Origin of the sequence: Dongia sp., from assembly GCF_041906375.1 — a bacterium.
Taxonomy (GTDB): domain Bacteria; phylum Pseudomonadota; class Alphaproteobacteria; order Dongiales; family Dongiaceae; genus Dongia.
In genome coordinates this window covers 641459-660980 of sequence record NZ_JAYRJJ010000002.1, presented here as the reverse complement: position 1 = coordinate 660980, position 19522 = coordinate 641459, and the positions used below count along the sequence as shown (strand labels likewise).

Here is a 19522-nt window from a genome sequence, read left to right as displayed (position 1 = left end):
CTGAAGCCCCTCGCCCCTTTGGGGAGAGGGGTTGGGGTGAGGGGTCCTACTTCCTGAAACACGCCTCGACGAACAGGCGGAAGGCCACGGCGCGGTGGCTCATTTCGTGTTTCTTCGCCGGGTCCATCTCGCCGAACGTCACCTCATAGCCATCGGGCCGGAAGATCGGGTCATAGCCGAAGCCGCGCGAACCGCGGGGCCGATCGACGATATCGCCCCAAACATCGCCCTCGAACTCGTCGCAATGCCCGTCCGGCCAGGCGAGTGCCAGCGCCGAGACGAAGCGCGCGCGGCGATCGGCTTTCCCCTTCAGCAGATCGAGCACCCGCGCCATGGCATGGCCGAAATCCTTGTTGGGGCCCGCCCAGCGCGCCGAATAGATGCCGGGATCGCGGTTCAACGCCATCACTTCAAGGCCTGAATCGTCCGCGAGCGCCGGCAGGCCGCTGGCGGTCGCCGCCGCCACCGCCTTGAGACGCGCATTGCCGATGAAGGTGGTTTCGGTCTCTTCCGGTTCCGGCAGGCCCAGTGCGCCGGCCGAGACGACATCGATGCCAAAGGGCGCCAGCAAGTCGACGATCTCGCGGAGCTTGCCGGGATTGTGGCTGGCCAGGACCAGCTTCCCGCTCGAAAAATGCCGCGCCATTATTTCTTCTTTTCAGCAGCCTGTGCCAGAGCTGCGCGTTGCAGATCGAAGAGCTCGGCCGTGCCCTTGCGCGCCAGCGCCAGCAATTGTGCAAATTGCGGGTCGGTGAAGGCTTCCTTCTCGGCCGTCGCCTGCACTTCGACCATGCCGCCCTTGGCGGTGAGGACGAAATTGGCATCGGCCTCGGCATTGGAATCTTCCGGATAGTCAAGGTCGAGGACCGCATTGCCTTCATAGAGGCCGCAGGAGATGGCGGCCACTTGGTCAATGAGCGGAATCTGCTTGATGGCGCCCAGATCCTTCATCAGGCGGAAGCATTCATGGAGCGCGATATAGGAACCCGTGATCGCTGCCGTGCGCGTGCCGCCATCGGCCTGGATGACGTCGCAATCGATCTTGATCTGCTTTTCGCCGATGGCCTTGAGGTCGGTGACGGCGCGGAGCGCCCGGCCGATCAGGCGCTGGATTTCCTGGGTACGGCCCGATTGCTTGCCCTTGGCCGCCTCGCGGTCGCCGCGGGTATGCGTGGCGCGCGGCAGCATGCCGTACTCCGCCGTCACCCAGCCCTTGCCGGAATTCTTCAGGAAGGGCGGCACCTTTTCATCGAGCGAGGCGGTGCAGATGACATGCGTATCGCCGAACTTCACCAGACACGAGCCTTCGGCATGGCGGTTGAAGCCGACGATGAATTCGATATTGCGCAGCTGGTCGGCGGCGCGGCCGGAAGGACGCATGATGAAAGCCTTTAAATGGATGAATTCGGCCGGGACCCTACAGGCCCGGCCCTGCCTGGGCAATGCCTCTATCCGGCCAAAAAAACATCATTTGATATGCATCATTTTATCTAACCCATTCAGATATTTAGCTTCGCAAAGGCGGATGTGCGGGCAGTCACAACCTCGCCTGCCTGAGAGAACCGGCAATAGGCCTCATGAGACCAATCGCTATCACCACCACGAAAACATGAGGACAAGAGAAGATCATGCCCACCGAACCGATCGAAGGCACAATTCGCAAGAACCGCGTTCACTATGCCGTCCATAATGCGATTTTCGGCAATGACAATTTCAACCAGATTCTCGGCACCGAAAACGCCGATCACATTTATGGCTATGGCGGCAATGACCTCCTGAACGGGGCCGGCGGCCGCGACGAGCTCAATGGCGGCGACGGCGACGATACGCTTTGGGGCGGTGCCGGCAACGACATCATCTATGGCGGCAATGACAGTGACAGAATCTATGGCGGCCTCCATGACGATCGCCTCTATGGCGATGCCGGCAATGACGGCGTCACCGGCGGCGAAGGCAATGACTGGATGGATGGCGGCACCGGCGACGACTGGATGTGGGGCGAGGCCGGCAACGACCTGATTTATGGCGATGAAGGCCAGGACTTCATGTTCGGCGGTGCCGGCAACGACTATCTCAACGGCGAGGAGCAGAACGACCATGTCAGCGGCGGCGACGGCAATGACTATGTCGCCGGCGGATCGGGTGACGATGTGCTGAACGGCAATGCCGGCGACGACACGCTTTCCGGCGGGTCGGGCAATGACGAGCTGCATGGCGGATCGGGCAACGATACGGCGCGCGGTGGTACCGGCGATGACGAGGTTCACGGCGACGGCGGCATTGACCAGCTGTTCGGTGAAGGCGGCGACGACCAGCTGTTCGGCGGTGACCAGAACGACACGCTGACCGGTGGCGAGGGCAATGACGACCTCTATGGCGACAATGGCAACGACGTGCTGTTCGGCGATGAAGGCGTCGATTATCTGAATGGTGGAGCCGGCAACGATTTCCTCGTCGGCGGCGACGGCATCAACGTTCTGATCGGCGGGACCGGCGACGACTACTTCGAACTGACGGCCGGCGCCAACAACGCGACCGGCGGCACCGGCGCCGACAAGTTTGCGGTCAACCCCGACAATGCCCTGCTGGCGTCGGATATCGTGGACTTCAACGTCGACCAGGACATTCTGGTCTTCAACGACGCCTACGACACGGACGTCACCATCGGCGCCAATGCCAATGGCTGGGTGGAGTTCACTTTCGACGGCGGCGGCACCCTGACCCTGGCCAATGTCCAGTACCAGAACGGCATGACGTTCAACGACTTCAATATCGAATGGAATTAAGTCCTAGAACCCCGCCTTTCGGGCTCTGCTCCGGTCCCGAAAGGCGGGGTTTCGACCGCCCAATGCCTTGTCTCGGCTAAGGAATCCTTAGCAAGTTGGGACCTAGACTAACTCTTCATGCGCAGACCGACGGATTGGGCCCTTGCGCCGTCCAGAGTTTGGTAAAGACCGGCAAGTCAGGAGCGATGAAGCAGGCCGACAAGAAACGCCCCCACCCGGCCGCCCCGATGAGCGAAAGCGAGGAATCGGATTCGCTCTTTCATGCCGTCTTCAACCAATCCGGCGTCGGCATTTGCTATTCGGATTTCGAAGGCGTCTTTATCCGCGTCAATGCGCGCTTCTGCGAAATCACCGGCTACACGGCCGAGGAACTGGTCGGCCACAGCTTTGCCGAGATCACGCATCCCGATGACATCGCGATCGATGCACGCCTGGGCGACGAACTGATCGCGGGAACGCGCGGGCCCTATACGCTGGAAAAGCGCTACATCCGCAAATCGGGCGAGATCGTCTGGGTCCGGATTACCGTGACGCTGGCACGCAAGCCCGACGGCACGCCCTATCGCTTAGTCGGCGTGATCGAAGACATCAACCACATGATGCTGACCGAGCAGGCGCTCCGCGCCAGCGAAACGCGCCTGCGCCAGGCGCAGAACATCGCGCGCATCGCTTCCTACGAAATCGATCACCGCGACGAATCGCGCATCTGGTCCGAGGAGCTGTTCGCGATTCTGGAAATTGAGGGCACCGTCGACAATCCCACTTTCGAATTGTTCGAACAACGTGTGCATCCGCAGGACCGCGCCCTCATCCAGAAGACCAACGCAGAGGCGATCGCCAACCGTGCACCCTACGATTTGACGCACCGTCTGCTGATGCCGGACGAGCGGATCAAATATGTCGAGGTGCGCGGCCAGACCAGTTATGCCGATGACGGCACGCCGCTGCGCTCGGTGGGGACCGTTCAGGACGTGACGAACCGCAAGCTGGCCGAGATAGCCTTGCGTCAGGCCAAGGAAAGCGCCGAGAGCGCCAACCGCGCGAAAATGGATTTCCTGGCCAATATGAGCCACGAGCTGCGCACGCCGCTCAACGCGATCCTGGGCTACGCGCAGATGCTGGAGACCGAGCATGCGGGGCCGCTCCAGCCCAAGCAGCGCGAGTATCTGCGCGACATCATGACCGGCGGCAGGCATCTGCTGGAACTCATCCAGGATATCCTGGAACTGGCCAAGATCGATGCCGGCCGCATCGGATTGAAGATCGAGCCGATCGACGCGCTGACGGTCATCGGTGACGCGCTGCCGCTCATCGAAAGAATGGCTGCGGCGCGCGCCATCACCCTGCATGTGGCCAGGCCGGTGACGGCCCTGCCGCTGATGCTGGCCGACCGCGTCCGGTTGCGCCAAGTGTTCCTCAACCTCCTCAGCAATGCGATCAAGTACAATAAGCTGGGTGGCCGCGTCGACGTCACCTGCGCCGAAACGCGCCCCGGCTTCCTGCGCATCTCGGTGCGTGACACGGGTATCGGCATCAAGCCCGAGCGGCAGGCGGAGCTGTTCGTGCCCTTCAGCCGCCTGGGTGCCGAATCCATGGCGATCGAGGGAACCGGCATCGGCCTGTCGCTGACCAAGAAGCTGGTCGAACTGATGGGCGGCCGGATCGGCTATCAAAGCGTGGTGGAAGAGGGCAGCACCTTCTGGGTCGATCTGCCGATCGCCGGACAGGTGCGAGGCCAGGCGGCCTCCGCCGAACCGCCCATCCCGGCCCATGGCGAGGGCCTGCAGCCGGCCCGGGCCGGCAGCAATTCGCGTATTACACGGGAGGAGAGGCGCCTCCTCTATGTCGAGGACAATCCGGCCTATGTGCGCCTGATCGAACGCGCTCTCGGCCAGATTCCGGCCGTGTCCCTTACCACCGTGCATACGGCGGAACTGGCCTTGGTCGCCATGCGCTCGATGGCACCCAGCCTCATTCTCATCGACTGCGGCGATCCCGACCCGCTGCGACAGGAATCGCGCCGCCGGCTCCTGGCGGTGGCGGAACAGCGCCGGATTCCGGTGCTTGATTTCGGCGCCAACCAGGCCAGCGAACGCACCAGCGGTGGCGGAGAGCCGGTGGATATTCCGCGCCTTCTCTCCGAAATCGAGCGGCGCATCGGTATTTCCGGCTGATTCCCGCCTGACATTGGGGAAATGGCGACGGTGGCATTTCCCCGGCCGGCATCCTATATCTGATAGCCAGTTTATCCGCCGCATTCGGAGCACGAGACCGATGTCCAATCTTGCCACCACCGACCAGCTCTTTTTCGACCGCGCCGGCCTCGACCGTGCGAAGACCGAAACCTTGGTGGGCGATGCCTTGAACGGCGCCGATGATGGTGAGCTCTATCTCGAATACCAGCAATCGGAAGCCCTCTCCTTCGATGACGGGCGCCTGAAGAGTGCGAGCTTCGACACGACGCAGGGTTTCGGCCTCCGCGCCATTTCCGGCGAAATCTCCGGCTATGCGCATGCAAGCGACCTTTCCGAAGGGGCGCTGGCCCGCGCCGCGCAGACGGTAAAGGCGGTGCATGCCGGCCATGACGGGCGTCTCGATGTCGGCCCCGTCGGCACCAACCGCCAGCTTTATACGCCGGACAATCCCTTAGGGTTGCTGCCCTTCGAGAAGAAGGTGAAGCTGCTCGAGGAGATCGACGCCTATGCCCGCGCCAAGGACAGCCGCGTGCGCCAGGTGATGTGCTCCATCTCCGGTTCCTGGTCCGCGATCCAGATCATCCGCGGCGATGGCAGCCGCATGGCCGATGTGCGCCCGCTGGTGCGGCTCAACATCTCGGTCATGGTCGAAGAGAACGGCCGCATGGAAACGGGCTCGTTCGGCTCCGGCGGCCGCGTCACCTATGACGGCGTGGTCGATCCCGCCCATTGGCAGGCGGGCGCCGACGAAGCCTTGCGCCAGGCCATCGTCAATCTCTCCTCCGTCCCGGCACCGGCCGGTGAAATGCCGGTGGTGCTGGGTCCAGGCTGGCCCGGCATCCTCCTTCATGAAGCGATCGGCCACGGGCTTGAGGGCGACTTCAACCGCAAGAAGACCTCGGCCTTTGCCGGGTTGCTGGGCCAGCGCATCGCGGCACCGGGCGTCACCGTGGTCGATGACGGCACGCTGACCGACCGGCGCGGCTCGCTCACCATCGATGACGAAGGCACGCCCACGCAATGCACGACCCTCATCGAGGACGGCATCCTCAAAGGCTATATCCAGGACCGGCAGAATGCGCGCCTCATGGGCATGAAGCCGACCGGCAACGGCAGGCGCCAGAGCTTTGCCCATAACCCGATGCCGCGCATGACCAACACCATCATGCTGAACGGCAAGCACGACCCGGCCGAGGTGCTGGCCAGCGTGAAGAAGGGTCTCTATGCGGTCAATTTCGGCGGCGGCCAGGTCGACATCACCTCCGGCAAATTCGTCTTCTCGGCCTCGGAAGCCTATCTCATCGAGGACGGCAAAATCGGCCCGGCGGTCAAGGGTGCGACCCTCATCGGCAACGGCCCGGACGTGCTCACCAAGGTCGGCATGATCGGCAACGACATGAAGCTCGACACCGGTGTCGGCACCTGCGGCAAGGAAGGCCAAGGTGTCCCGGTGGGTGTCGGCCAGCCCACCTTGCGCATCGACGCCCTCACCGTGGGCGGCACGGCGGCCTAAGCAGTTTTCCTCACCTCAACCCCTCTCCCCATTTCATGGGGCGAGGGGCTTGCCAGTAACAACTCCGAGTGGCATCAACGTCCAAGATTCTGCAACCCTTGGACCGCACATGATTTCACCGCTCTATCAACGCAACGACGCGCTCAGCGCCGGCATGTTCGTGCCGGAATCGCGTTTCGGCATGTGGTTCCTGAAGACCGAGACCTGGGCCGTGCATGTGCTCCTGCGGGCGCTCAAGGATCTGGAGCGGCTCATACCGGCGCGTCTTCCCGCCTATCCCACCATCGTCGATGTGGGTTGCGGTCGCGGCCGCTCATTCGGCCTGCTGAAAGCGCGCTTCCGCCCGGACCGCATGATCGGTATCGATGTCGATGGCACCATGCTGGAGATCGCCGCCGCCGAGACGGCGCGCGACGGGCTGGAAGTCGAGTTCCAGCAGACGACATCGTCGCGCCTGATGCTGCCGGATGCCTCGGTCGACATGATCTTCTGTCACCAGACCTTTCATCATCTGATGGACCAGGAAGCAGCACTCCAGGAATTCAACCGCGTGCTCAAACCGGGCGGATTGTTCCTCTTTGCCGAATCGACGCGCAAATACATTCACTCGCCGATGATCCGCCTGCTCTTCCGCCATCCGATGGACGTGCAGCGCACGGCGCCCGAATATCTCGCCATGATCCGCACCGCCGGCTTCGACGTGGGCGAAAGTGCGATCTCGTATCCCTATCTGTGGTGGAGCCGCAACGATCTGGGCTTGTTTGAGCGCTGGTTCGGCATCAAACCGCCGAAGATCCGCGAAGAAACGCTGCTCAACTGCGTCGCTGTGAAACGCTAAGGCTTTCAGCGCCGCCGCAATTGCGGCGCCACCAGCACCAGGAAGAGGGCAAGCACGACGAGGGTCAGCGACAGGATTTCGTCCCAGCCGATGATGTCGCCAGTGATGAGCGCTGACGAGATGATGCCGATGACGGGGATGGCCAGCGTGCCGATGGCGGCGACGACCGCGGGATAGATGGCAACGACGCGGAACCAGGCCCAGTGACAGAATATCATCGGGATGAGGGCCGCGTAGGCGACGGCGCTCCAGCCGAGACCGCTCACCGCCGTGGGATCGAAATCGCGATCGAGCAGCAGCGCGCCGAGGAAGATCGGCACGCCGCCCAGCAGCATCTGCCAGGCGACGAGCGAGGTGGTCGGCATGGCATAGCGATGCGTTTTCAAGGCGACGGTGCCGAAGGCCCAGGCGATGGCGGCGAGCAGCATGAAGACCGGACCCCAAGGGGCGGCGCTGATATTGGCCCAGTCCGGCACCACCAGAACCGCGAGGCCGATCATGCCGACGCTGAGGCCGGCGAGGCGCAGACCGTCGATCCTTTCCTTGAGCCAGATGGCGGCGATGGGCGCGGCCCAGAGCGGCATGGTGAAGGCGAGGATCGAGGCGCGGCCCGGCTGCATCATGGTCACACCCAGCGCCGAGAAGAGATGCCAGCCGGTGATGTTGCCGAGTGCGGCGATGAGGAGGGGCTTGAGATCCTGGCGCGGGATGCGCAAGGGCAGGCGCGCCAGGGCGGCGATGCCGAACAGCCCGCCGGCACCCGCAGCCAGGCAGATGGTGCGGAAAGCCCAGACCGGCACCTCGTTGACCGAGAGCTTGATCGCCGGCCAGTTGACGCCCCAGAAGAGGGTGATGAGGGCGAGCAGGATGAGGCCCGTCGCCGCGTTCTCGCCGCGGGCCGTTTCGGCCAGTGGCTTTGCCTGATCTGTCATCTGTGGTTCACCGTGCCGCAGCCTTGGCGCGGCGCTCGTTGATGCGGGCAAGGATGGCGTTGCGCTCGTCGGGTGTCGAGATGATCCAGTCGCGGATCTCGTCGATGGTGCGCGTGCAGCCGATGCAATAGCCGGTCATCGGGTCCATCTGGCAGACGCTGATGCAGGGCGAAGGCGGGCCAGAAGCAAGCAGGCGCATGCGCTCCGCCCGCCGTTCCTGGCGCGCCAGCTTGTCCCGCATCAGGCGCTGGCCCTCGGCAAGGCCCTTCTGGCGCAATTCGTCGCTCATGCGGCCAGCACCTCTTCAGGCTTGCGGCCGACCAGCTGCGCATAGAGCACGGGATCGGTCGCGCCCTCGCTGCCGATGATGAGGATTTTCGAGTGTTCGTCGAGCAGCAGGGCCTTGCGCGCTTCCGCGTCGATGGCGGCGGCGATGAGCCCGGCGAGGCCACCCACGCCGGCTTCCCCGCCCACGACCTTGGGGTCGTTGCCGATACCTTCAGCGAGAGTCTTCATGGCAAAGACCGCCGCGTCGTCCGGCACGGTCATGAAGGCAAAGCTTGCCTTGTCGAGCAGGGTCCAGGCTAGCGGCGAAACCTCGCCGCAAGCGAGGCCCGCCATCAGCGTGTCGAGCTTGCCGGTGACGGCGGTGGGCTTGCCGGCCTTGGAGCTCTGATAATGGCAATCGGCCTTTTCCGGCTCGACCACGACGATCTTGGGGCGCAAAGCGTCCTGTTCCAGCCACAGATAGCCGGCAACCGCTGCCGGCAGGCCGCCGACGCCCGCCTGGATGAAGACATGCGTGAGGTCTTCGCGCGGCGGCAATTGCTCCAGCACCTCGTCCATCATGACGCCATAACCATGCATGACATGGCGCGGAATCTCCCGATAGCCGTCCCAGGTCGTGTCCGAGATCACCTGCCAGCCATTCCTTTCGGCATCGGCGGCGCAGGCACGAACCGAGGCATCATAATTGTCCGGGATGCGCCGCATGTCGGCGCCATAGGCGGCAATGGCTTGCTCGCGCCCGACACTGACGCCCTGGTGGATGTAGATGACGGCACGGCAGCCGAACAGCCTTGCACCCCAGGCCACGGATTTGCCGTGATTGCCGTCGGTCGCCGTACAGACCGTAATGTCTTTCGTCCGGTCGCGGTATTTGCCGGCGATGAGGTCGCTGGCGGTGACGCTGCCGCCCAGCTTGTCCTGCAGATGCCGCAGCACCGCATAGGCCCCACCAACGGCCTTGAAGGCGCCGAGGCCGAAGCGGGTGCTTTCATCCTTGTAGAAGATGCGCCCCAGTTTCAGCCGTGCGGCAAGGCCGTCCAGCTGGCGCAAGGCGGTCGGCTGATAGCCGGGCCAGGCCTTGATCTCGGTTGCGGCACGGTGAAAGCCATCCGCGTCGACCACGCCGGGGGCGGCGGATTCGAGGCTTTCCTCGGCCGGGCTCAAATGCCGGTTGATGATGATATGGGCGGCGAGGCGGGGCGGTTTCCATTCGGTCATGGCTGCGAGTAGTATCAAACCGCCGACCATCTCGCAAACGACCGCAACGCGTGCGACCTATCCGGGAGCTGCATAGATTGCCATCCACCCGAGCCTTCTCCACATACCTTGCGGCGCATGGCAACCGGCTGCTCGGCCAGATCCGGCTGACGACGGGTCTCATTCTCTTCACCTATGTGCTCACCCATAACCTCAATCACGCCCTGGGTATCGTCTCGCTGAAATGGCTGGAGGCGGGCCGCGCCATCTTTCTCGGCTTCTGGCGTTTCCTGCCGATCGAATGGGCGCTCTTCACCGCCGTCCTGCTGCATATCACCGTGGCCCTGGTGGCCCTCTACCGCCGTCGCTCGCTCAAGATGCCGTTCTGGGAAGCGGCGCAGCTGATCCTGGGGTTGATGACGCCGCCATTGTTGATGCTGCATGTGCTGGGCACGGCCTATGCGCACGACCAGTACCAGTTCAAGGATTCTTATGCCTATGTGCTGCTCTCGCTCTGGGTGTTCCAGCCGGGCTATGGCGCCTTGCAGGCGCTGGCGGTGGTGACGACCTGGATCCATGGCTGCATCGGCCTTGCCTATTGGCTGCGGTTGAAGCCCTGGTATCCGAAAGCGCGGCCCTACCTCTTTGCCTTTGCCGTGATCCTGCCGGTTCTGGCCCTCATCGGCTTTGCCGATGGCGGCCGCGCCATTGCCGAGCGGATGGAGGACGAGACCTGGCTGCCGGCGCTGATCGAACGCGACCATCTTCCCGGCGTGGAAGCTGCGGCCGAGGTGCATGCCCTGCAGCGCCTGGGTTTCTGGATCTGCGGCGGCCTCCTTGTTTTCGTGCTGGGGGCAAGGCTGGTGCGCGACCAGGTGCATCGCCGCCAGGCAATCGAGATCGGCTATGAGAGCGGCGCCAAGGTGCGCATCCAGGCCGGCATGACCGTGCTGGAAGCCAGCCGCAGCGCCAATATTCCCCATGCCTCGGTCTGCGGCGGGCGCGGGCGCTGCTCGACCTGTCGCATCAAGATCCTGAAAGGCGGCGCCCATGCGCCGGCACCCAGCGACGATGAGAAGCGCGTATTGGCGCGGGTCGGTGCCTCCCCCGATACGCGCCTTGCCTGTCAGCTGCGCCCGACGGCGCCCTTGACGGTGGCGCCGCTTCTGCCGGCACAGGCGGGACCGCGGCAAGCCTTGGCGCGCGGCGACTATCATTCGGGACGGGAGTTGGAAATCGCCATTCTCTTTGCCGATCTTCGCGGCTTCACCCAGCTCTCCGAACAGCGCTTGCCCTATGACGTGGTGTTCCTGCTCAACCGCTATTTCAAGGCGATGGGCGAGGCGGTGAGCGGGGCCGGCGGGCATCTCGACAAGTTCATCGGTGATGGCGTGATGGCGCTCTTCGGCATCGAAAGCGGGATGGCGGGCGATGACGGTAAGCGCGCCTGCACCCAGGCGCTGGAAGCCGCGCGCCGCATGTCGGTCAATCTCGACGAACTCAACGGCCATCTCAAGGCCGACCTAAAACAGCCCTTGCGCATCGGCATCGGCATCCATTTCGGTCCCGTCATCGTCGGCGACATGGGCTACGGCGCCAGCCAGCATCTCACGGCCATCGGCGACGCGGTCAACACGGCGAGCCGGCTGGAAACCGCGACCAAGGAACTCGATTGCCAGCTGGTCATTTCCGAACAGGTGGCGCGCCGCGCGGGCCTCGATTTCGACCCATCGCGTCTCCATCCGCTGATGGTGCGTGGGCGAGAACAGACATTGGGCGTATTGGCGCTGAAATCGGCGCAGGATCAGGATCTTGCGCATGCCGCGGAGTGAAAATGACTGAGATCGACGCAACACCCACCGACCATAACAGCGCCACCCGGCCGCCGCTCTTGCCGCTTGCGCGCGACAACGCCTATCTGCGCACCCATCCGGCGCCGAATTTCTGGGCCCTGATGCCGCATCAGCTGCACCAGCACACCGATTCCTCCTGCTCGCTGGCCAGCGCCGCCATGGTGCTCAATGCGGCGCGGGGGCTGGCCGGGCAGAACCGCGTCGGCGGGTTGGTCAGCGAGAAGCGGCTGCTGGATCTCTTCGACCATACCGATTGGCGGGCGGGCATCGCGCCGGAAGGGGGCGGCCGCCAGCTCCTCGAACTCGCCGCCCATCTTGGCGAAGCGCTGGCGCATTACGGTCTCGACGACTGGCATGTCGAGACACGCCCGGTGTCGGCAGCGGATGCCCGAACGGCCACCCAGTTGCGCAGCGATCTTGCCGCCATGGAAGCGGCACCCGGCGTCCTGCCGATCGCCAATTTCCATCTCGACGATTTCTATGGCGACGGCAGCGATATCGGCCATTTCTCGCCGCTCGCGGCCTTCGACGCGGCCGGCGACCGCGTGCTGGTACTCGACGTCTACAAGGCCGATTACGAACCCGCCTGGGCGCCGCTCGAGCATCTTCTCAAAGCGATGGCACGGCCTTGCGAGGATGGGAAGCCGAGGGGCTATCTGGTGGTGATGAAAGGCTGAAACGCCGCTCACCCCATCCCTCTCCCCGCTATCGCGGGGCGAGGGGGATTCCGGCGTGGCCTCTTACTAGCCCCTCGCCCCACGCGGTGGGGAGAGGGGTTGGGGTGAGGGGGATGCCTCAGTTGATGTTGTTGTCGCTCTTGTAATCGTCGATCGCTTCCTCGAGCGTATCGAATTCGTCGCAATCGCCGCAGGCGGATTTGAGGACGGCGAGCTGCTTCTCGGCATTGGGCAGGTCCTTCTGCTCGAGATAGAGCTCGCCCAGATACTCATTTGCGCCGAGATGCTTGGGCTCGAGCGACAGGGCCTTGAGGTAATATTCCATGCCGGCCTTCCAATTGCCCATCTTGCGATTGGCGAAGCCCAGCTGGTTGAGGGCGTCGGCATATTCGCCCTTTTCCTTGATCGATTTCTGCAGCAGGGGAATGGCGGCGGTGTATTTTTCATCGTCGATCAGGGCGACGGCTTTCTTGTAATCGTCGGCCTTGGCTGCCGGCGTGGTCGAATCCGAGCCCATCGAAAAGGCGTGGCTGGCAAAGCCCAGGCTCAATCCGGTCAGGGCGGCGATCAAGGCAAGGCGCTGGTTCTTCATGGTGTCTCTCCTGTTCGATCTCGATTGTTGCTGTTACGTGCCGGGGCGCCCTCTGGACCCCATGATCCCTGGCGCCTTCATTCATTCATTTAGCCGAACCTCACCGGGGGTGCTGTGAACCGGGTCACAAGCTCCGGGAACTCGCCCCTTTCGTCCCAGTCACTGGCCGTTGGGGGCACAAGTATTTGGAATGGCCCGTTAAATGTCCAAGCACGAATTCGCGAGCGGTGGGCCGATTGTTACCGGCGGGCAGCGCGCCCCCCCTTTGCGCCGCAACAACGTGCCGCGGCAGATCATCCGGAAATGCCTTGCAGGTTTTTGTTTGTATACGAATAATATCATCCCTGGAGCCACCTAAATGCCGCGCGTTCAGTGTGTTATGAAGGAAGCCACCCAATGGAAGATCTCACGCTGGCGCATGGTTTGCGTTTTGAGGATCTCTACGAACCGGCGGGCCTCGCCCGGCTCGACGCTCAATTCCTGAAGGATCTGGGATCAAGCGATCCGGCGCTTCTCGGACGCCTGGCGGCAGCCCGCGCGGATGCTTCGGGCCTGGATGCCAAGGCGGAATCCCAGCTCATTCTCGACCTGGCCGGCCCGCTCGAGGATTTCCTCGGCACCCTGTTCGGCATCGGGGCGGAATTGCGCGCCCTGCAGGCGCAGCACAACGCGCTGGCCCCGCTTTACACCTGCAAGCGCCTCTTCGTGCAGCGCCGCGCGCTCAAGGCCTATGGGCCGGACAAGGTCGCCGCCATGGATGCCGATGCCCTGCGGCGGGAATTGACGGCGCTTCTTGGCGGTTCGTTCGACGAATTGCGCTTTGCGACAGAGGTCGAAGCCTGGGGCAAGGATGAAGCGGCGCATGCCCGCGAAATCGACCTCGCCCTTCAATATGCCGCCTGGGCCACGCAATCGGAGGCGGGCAAGGCGCTGCATGCGAGCGGCGTGCTCTTCAAGGCGCCGCGCAAGATCGATCCCCTGCATCTCCTCCATATGGAAACGGAGATCCGGGACGGCGTCACCTCCTACAAGCTCAGCACCGACAAGCTGCGGCACCGCGAAGGCTTTGCCCTCACCGACAAGGGCACCGATCTCAAGGGCGCCCTCGACCACGCCAATTACTGCATCTGGTGCCATCACCAGGGCAAGGACAGCTGCTCGAAGGGGCTGCATGAGAAGGATGGCTCGTTCAAGAAGAGCGTCTTCGGCGTGACGCTGGCCGGCTGCCCGCTCGAGGAAAAGATCTCCGAGATGCATGCGGCCAAGGCGAACGGCCAGCCTCTGGGGGCGCTCGCCATCATCGCCATCGACAATCCGATGGTGGCCGCCACCGGCCACCGCATCTGCAACGACTGCATGAAGGCCTGCATCTATCAGAAGCAGGAACCGGTCGACATTCCGCAGGCCGAAACGCGCACGCTCAAGGACATCCTGGCGCTGCCCTATGGATTCGAGCTTTACAGCCTGCTCACGCGGTGGAACCCGCTCAATCTGCGCCGGCCCGTCGCCAAGGCGGATTCGGGCAAGAAGGTGCTGGTGGTGGGCCTGGGCCCGGCTGGCTATACGCTGTCGCATTATCTGCTGAATGACGGCCATACGGTGGTGGCGATCGACGGGCTGAAGATCGAGCCGCTGGCCGAGGATATCGCCGGTGTGGCACCGGATGGCGGCCGCGTGCCGTTCAAGCCGATTTGCGATCTTAGGCAATTGACCGAGGATCTGGGCAGTCGCGCCATGGCCGGTTTCGGCGGTGTCGCCGAATACGGCATCACCGTGCGCTGGGACAAGAATTTCCTCAAAGTCATCCGCCTGCTGATCGAACGGCGCCGAAGCTTTGCCATGTTCGGCGGCGTGCGCTTCGGCGGCACCATCACCCTGGATCAGGCTTGGGGCATGGGCTTTGATCACGTGGCTCTCGCCATGGGTGCCGGAAAGCCCACGCTGCTCGACATGCCAGGTGGCCTCGCCAAGGGTGTCCGTATGGCATCCGACTTCCTCATGGCGCTGCAGCTCACCGGTGCTGCCAAGACGGATTCCATTGCCAATCTGCAGCTGCGACTGCCGGCGGTCGTCATCGGCGGCGGCCTCACCGCCATCGACACCGCGACCGAGGCGATGGCCTATTACCCGCTGCAGGTCGAAAAATTCCTGCAGCGTTATGAGACCATCGCTGGCGAGAAGGGCGAAGCTGCCTTGCGCGCCGCCTGGTCGGCGGCGGAAATTGTGGTGGTTGACGAGTTCCTGGACCATGCGAAGAAGCTCCGCACTGAGCGCGCCCGCGCCGTTGCTGCCGGAACGCCGCCGCGCATATCGGAAATGCTGCAGCAATGGGGCGGTGTCACGCTGGCTTATCGCCGGCGCCTCATCGATTCACCGTCCTATACGCTCAATCACGAGGAAGTGGAGAAGGCGCTCGAGGAGAACATCCGCTTCGCCGAATGCCTGACGCCCACCCGGATCGATGTCGATGCGCAGGGTTTTGCCGAGCGCATTCATCTCAAACATGCCGATGGCAGCGAACATGTGCTGCCGGCGCGCGCCATCCTGGTGGCGGCGGGCACGCGGCCCAACACGGTGCTGGCGCGCGAGGACGGCGTCAATTTCGGCCTCGACGGCCAATATTTCCGCGCACTCGACGCCGGTGGCGCGGTGGTGACACCGGAAAAGCTGGCCAAGCCCAACGAGGTCCGCGTCATCACCCAGACCCATGCCGACGGACGGGCGGTGAGTTTCTTCGGCGATCTTCATCCCTCCTTCGCCGGCAATGTGGTGAAGGCGATGGGCAGCGCCAAGCAGGGCTGGCCGGTGGTCTCGGCGTCGCTTGCCAGGCGCCAGGTCGGGGGCGGTGCCGAGCGCGACACCTTCCTGCAGGATCTCAACCGGCGCCTGCGCGCGCGCGTCCGCGCCGTCAACCGGCTGACCCCCACCATTGTCGAAGTGGTGGTCGAGGCGCCGCAGGCCGCGGGCAATTTCCAGCCCGGCGAATTCTATCGCCTGCAGAATTTCGAGGCCCTGGCCCCGCGCACCAAGGACACCGTGCTCGCCATGGAAGGACTGGCGCTGACCGGCGCCTGGACCGATGCCGAACATGGCTTGGTCGGCCTCATCGTGCTGGAAATGGGCGGCTCCTCGTCGCTCTGCGCGTCCCTGAAGCCGGGCGAGCCGGTGATCCTGATGGGCCCCACGGGGGCACCCACCGAAACGCCGGCGGGCGAAACCGTGTTGCTGGCCGGCGGCGGCCTCGGCAATGCAGTTCTCTTCTCGATCGGCCGCGCACTTCGCGCCGCTGGCTCCAAGGTGCTCTATTTCGCCGGCTACAAGAAGTTGGAGGATCGCTACAAGGTCGCCGATATCGAAGCCGCGGCCGATGTCGTCATCTGGTCATCCGACGAGGCGCCGGGCTTCACGCCCACGCGCCCGCAGGACAAATCCCATGTCGGCAACATCATCGACAGCATTCTCTATTACGCCGAGGGGAAGCTGGGCGCGCCGGCCATTCCGTTGGGCGATGTCGACCGCATCATCGCCATCGGTTCCGACGGCATGATGGCGGCGGTGCAGCGCGCGCGGCATGGGGTGCTGAAACCCTACCTCAAGCCCAGCCATTGCGCGGTGGGCTCGATCAACTCGCCCATGCAATGCATGATGAAGGAAATCTGCGCCCAGTGCCTGCAGCCGCATAGGGACCCGGTAACCGGCAAGGAAACAGTGGTCTTCTCCTGTTTCAACCAGGACCAGGAACTCGACCATGTCGACTTTGCGGGCCTCCGCCAGCGTCTCGGCCAGCAATCGGTCCAGGAGAAGCTGACCCGCGAATGGATCAGCCACAGCCTCAACGCGCTGAAACGCGACGAGGCTGGGCTATAGGTCAGGATTATCGGGAAACAATCATCGCCGGCCCAGCGCCTTGCCAGTCAGTACATCCGTGATCTGGCAAAGGGTTGGGCGGCGGGCCTGATGGCGCTGTCGCGCGGTTGGGATCGCGCGGAGCCTAAAGCCATCTGGCCAATTCGACCAGGACGGCCGCTTGGGGCGGCTCCATCCGTCATACAAAGCGATATGGGAATGGGCCGCCCGGACTGCAATGTTTCACGTGAAACATTTTTTACGTAACTAACCGCTGGACGCGGTGCGTCAATCCTTGGCCGACAGACTGGCGAGAAACCCTTCCACTTCGCGCTCCAGCGCGCTCGTCTGGGCCATCAGATCGGCGATCTCGTGCGAGACGCTGTCGGCGATGCGGTTGGCGACGCTGATCGAACTCGCCACGGCGGCGATGCGGTTGGTGACGGCGGTGGTGCTTTGCGACACATTTTCGACGCTGCGCGCGATCTCGGTTGTGGCCGCGCCCTGCTGATCGACCGCCGCAGCGATGGCGGTGGTGGTGTCGCTGATGCGGCTGATGGTGCTGGCGATGGTATGGATGGCGCTGGCCGATTGCCCGGTGGCCGATTGCATGGCCTTGATCTCGCCCGATATCTGACTGGTCGCATCGGCCGTCTGGCGCGACAGGCCCTTGACCTCGGCGGCGACGATCTGGAAACCGCGGCCTGCATCGCCCGCGCGCGCCGCCTCGATGGTCGCGTTGAGCGCCAGCAGGTTGGTATGCCCGGCGATATCGTCGATGAGCTTCACCACATTGCCGATATGCCCGGCCGCCTGCTCGAGCGACGCCACGGAATCGTTGGATGAGTTGGCTTCGGCGACCGCCTGGTGGGCGATGGCACTGGCGCTCGTGGTCTGACGCTGGATCTCGCTGATGGCGGCGGTCAGCTCCTCGGCGGCGGCGGCAACGCTTTCCACATTCTCGGCGGTGATGCGCGAGGCCTCCGAAACAGCCTGCGCGTCGCTGGCCGCCGAATTGGCGCTGCTCAGCAATTCGGTCGAGCCGGATTGCAGATGGGTCGAAACGGTCTTCAATGCGGCGATGACGCTGCCCACCTTGCTGCGGAATTCCTCGCCGATGCGTTCGATCTCCTTGGCATGGCGGTTCTGCAATTCCTCGAAATAGGCGGAAACGGCAATGTCCATGTCTAGGAGTGCCAGCTGGGTCATGGCCGAGACGATGTCGCCCAGCTCCACCGTGGCGCGGTGCGCATGGAGGCGCGAATAGCAGGCGATGACGGCGCGGCGGATGAGGTGCGACAGGGTCCGCTGATAGGCAGCGATATACCAGCGCGGCTCCAGCCCGATCCGCGCATGCACCAGGCCGATCTTCAGCGCCGATTGGAAATAGGCTTCGTCGAGTGTGCCGGAAAAGAGCCGCTTCCAATGCGCGGCCTGGGCCGACTTTGCATATTCCATGCGCTGCGCGTCGGCGAACATGCCGGTCATCTGCGGCCAGTTGGCCAGGTACTGATAGAAATCTTCCAAGGCGTGGGGCAGGACCGCCTCGATCTCGGCGCGGAAGCTGCCGATCGTATTCAGGACTTTTTCATCGACACCGGAAAAGGCGAGGCGCTCGGCAATATGAAGATCCTGTTTGGCTGTCTGCATGATCCCTACCTGCTAACTACAACGGTTTAAGGGGATGGCTGAGCGCGAAGGTCACCTTGCGGAAATGGCCTACCAGAAGTTGCTCTAGTTAATCAGAGGGCAAGGCCAGGTGCAAAAAAATTGAATAAACGTAACGATTTCCGATGCTATACACGCGAAAAACTATCTGAAGTCCTAACTCGGGAATGAATACACATTTCTGCTTAGGGCGTTGGGTTGAAAGTCCGATGTCATCCGGCCGGAGCGGAAGAAATGCGGCGGGTGCCGGAGAATTCCAGTGCTGACTGTGTGGATATTTGCTAAGGAGAGGCGGGTTTTTTGCCCCGCCGGCCGGCCACCACCACACCGCCGGAGCGATTGATGAGATCCGAGTGCTGATGAACGCTGTCACCTCACTCGCCCGCGGCCTCATTCTGGTAAAGCCGGGCGGTCTCGATCATCTGGCGTTGCGGGCCTTCGTCCGCAGCGCCGGCGTCGTGGCGCGGCCGAAGATCATCGCCGACTTCCTTGAGCTTTGCGAGCTGGTCTCGCTTGATGAACCGCTGCGGCTGGTGCTGCTCGCGGCCGAGCTCACGCTGGAGGAGCGGCGGCAGCTGGCCGATCTGGCGGCACAGCGGCGCGATCGTCCGGTACTGCTGCGCTACGGGCAATACACCCTGGCCGATATCGCCACGGATCTGCGCCTGGGCTTTGGCGGGCATTTCGCGCGCAGCGTCGAACTCGACATGCTGGTGCCGGCTCTGCAATTCGTCGTTGCCGGCAATCGCTATGTCTCGCCGGAATTCCTGCTGGCGCAGTCGGCCGGGCACCCGCTGGAGGGCGAACCCGGCGCGGGCATCTTCGCCCGTCTCGATGCGTCCCGGCCCCCAACCGTGCCGGCCGAGCTCACGCCGCGCCACCGCCAGGTGCTGACCGAACTGTGCCAAGGCGCCACAAATCTGCAGATCGCCACCCGCCTCGGCATCGCCGAGGCGACCGCCAAGGTGCATGTGCATCGCATCCTGCGCCTGCTGGGGGCCCGGAATCGCACCGAGGCCGCCCGAAAAGCCCAGGATCTGGGGATTCTGTTCTCCTGAAGGTGCTCCTTCAAACGCGCTCTGCGTCAAATCCGTGCGGTATCTTGCATCAAGATCCGCCCGATCCGCGGCGGGCCAT

Annotated in this window: 15 protein-coding genes; 8 read left to right on the top strand and 7 right to left on the bottom strand. The window is 63.7% G+C overall.

Annotation, left to right across the window (positions count from 1 at the left end; all coding sequences use genetic code 11):
- Positions 1-46: 46 nt before the first annotated feature.
- Together rdgB and rph are read right to left on the bottom strand one after the other, a co-directional pair.
- Positions 47-646, bottom strand: coding sequence for an RdgB/HAM1 family non-canonical purine NTP pyrophosphatase (gene rdgB / locus ACE3OA_RS09915; protein ID WP_374310524.1), 600 nt, complete (start codon positions 644-646; stop codon positions 47-49).
- A complete protein-coding gene (gene rph / locus ACE3OA_RS09910; protein ID WP_374310522.1) occupies positions 646-1380 on the bottom strand; it encodes a ribonuclease PH in 735 nt (244 codons plus the stop codon). The genes rdgB and rph overlap by 1 nt, the downstream gene beginning before the upstream one ends.
- Before the next feature lie 248 nt (positions 1381-1628).
- On the opposite strand from rph, the gene ACE3OA_RS09905 reads away from it, so the two are divergent.
- The 4 genes from ACE3OA_RS09905 to ACE3OA_RS09890 all read left to right on the top strand — a co-directional run bounded on the left by ACE3OA_RS09905 (position 1629) and on the right by ACE3OA_RS09890 (position 7332).
- Complete coding sequence (locus ACE3OA_RS09905; protein WP_374310520.1) at positions 1629-2786, top strand: calcium-binding protein; 1158 nt, start codon at positions 1629-1631, stop codon at positions 2784-2786.
- A 185-nt stretch (positions 2787-2971) separates the two neighbouring features.
- Positions 2972-4960 carry a PAS domain S-box protein gene (locus ACE3OA_RS09900; RefSeq protein ID WP_374310518.1) on the top strand — a complete coding sequence of 663 codons (1989 nt, stop codon included), beginning with the start codon at positions 2972-2974 and terminating at the stop codon, positions 4958-4960.
- Positions 4961-5060: 100 nt separating this feature from the next.
- The gene (tldD, locus tag ACE3OA_RS09895; RefSeq protein WP_374310516.1) at positions 5061-6494 is read left to right on the top strand and encodes a metalloprotease TldD; all 1434 of its coding nucleotides are present in this window, start codon (positions 5061-5063) and stop codon (positions 6492-6494) included.
- A 109-nt stretch (positions 6495-6603) separates the two neighbouring features.
- A complete protein-coding gene (locus ACE3OA_RS09890; protein ID WP_374310514.1) occupies positions 6604-7332 on the top strand; it encodes a class I SAM-dependent methyltransferase in 729 nt (242 codons plus the stop codon).
- Between the two features lie 5 nt (positions 7333-7337).
- Here ACE3OA_RS09890 and ACE3OA_RS09885 read toward each other — a convergent pair whose 3' ends face one another.
- From ACE3OA_RS09885 to ACE3OA_RS09875, 3 genes are read right to left on the bottom strand one after another with little or no spacing between them, the layout of a single operon-like run.
- A complete protein-coding gene (locus ACE3OA_RS09885) occupies positions 7338-8264 on the bottom strand; it encodes a DMT family transporter (RefSeq protein WP_374310512.1) in 927 nt (308 codons plus the stop codon).
- Positions 8265-8271: 7 nt separating this feature from the next.
- On the bottom strand, positions 8272-8553 hold the full coding sequence (locus tag ACE3OA_RS09880) for a DUF1289 domain-containing protein (protein ID WP_374310510.1): 282 nt from the start codon (positions 8551-8553) through the stop codon (positions 8272-8274).
- Positions 8550-9770 (bottom strand): diaminopropionate ammonia-lyase, encoded by a 1221-nt coding sequence (locus tag ACE3OA_RS09875; protein WP_374310509.1) that lies wholly within the window; start codon positions 9768-9770, stop codon positions 8550-8552. The genes ACE3OA_RS09880 and ACE3OA_RS09875 overlap by 4 nt, the downstream gene beginning before the upstream one ends.
- Before the next feature lie 77 nt (positions 9771-9847).
- On the opposite strand from ACE3OA_RS09875, the gene ACE3OA_RS09870 reads away from it, so the two are divergent.
- Together ACE3OA_RS09870 and ACE3OA_RS09865 are read left to right on the top strand one after the other, a co-directional pair.
- Positions 9848-11581 (top strand): adenylate/guanylate cyclase domain-containing protein, encoded by a 1734-nt coding sequence (locus ACE3OA_RS09870; protein ID WP_374310506.1) that lies wholly within the window; start codon positions 9848-9850, stop codon positions 11579-11581.
- Positions 11582-11583: 2 nt separating this feature from the next.
- A complete protein-coding gene (locus ACE3OA_RS09865; protein ID WP_374310503.1) occupies positions 11584-12279 on the top strand; it encodes a phytochelatin synthase family protein in 696 nt (231 codons plus the stop codon).
- Positions 12280-12397: 118 nt separating this feature from the next.
- On the opposite strand, the gene ACE3OA_RS09860 is transcribed toward ACE3OA_RS09865, so the two are convergent.
- Complete coding sequence (locus ACE3OA_RS09860; protein WP_374310501.1) at positions 12398-12871, bottom strand: tetratricopeptide repeat protein; 474 nt, start codon at positions 12869-12871, stop codon at positions 12398-12400.
- A 396-nt stretch (positions 12872-13267) separates the two neighbouring features.
- Between ACE3OA_RS09860 and ACE3OA_RS09855 the strand changes: the two genes are divergently transcribed.
- On the top strand, positions 13268-16738 hold the full coding sequence (locus ACE3OA_RS09855) for an FAD-dependent oxidoreductase (protein ID WP_374310499.1): 3471 nt from the start codon (positions 13268-13270) through the stop codon (positions 16736-16738).
- 267 nt (positions 16739-17005) lie between these two features.
- On the opposite strand, the gene ACE3OA_RS09850 is transcribed toward ACE3OA_RS09855, so the two are convergent.
- Positions 17006-18367: a protoglobin domain-containing protein gene (locus ACE3OA_RS09850; RefSeq protein ID WP_374310497.1), complete on the bottom strand. Its 1362-nt coding sequence runs from the start codon at positions 18365-18367 to the stop codon at positions 17006-17008.
- Between the two features lie 377 nt (positions 18368-18744).
- Here ACE3OA_RS09850 and ACE3OA_RS09845 point away from each other — a divergent pair, with 377 nt between their 5' ends.
- Complete coding sequence (locus ACE3OA_RS09845; RefSeq protein ID WP_374310495.1) at positions 18745-19443, top strand: LuxR C-terminal-related transcriptional regulator; 699 nt, start codon at positions 18745-18747, stop codon at positions 19441-19443.
- Positions 19444-19522: the final 79 nt, after the last annotated feature.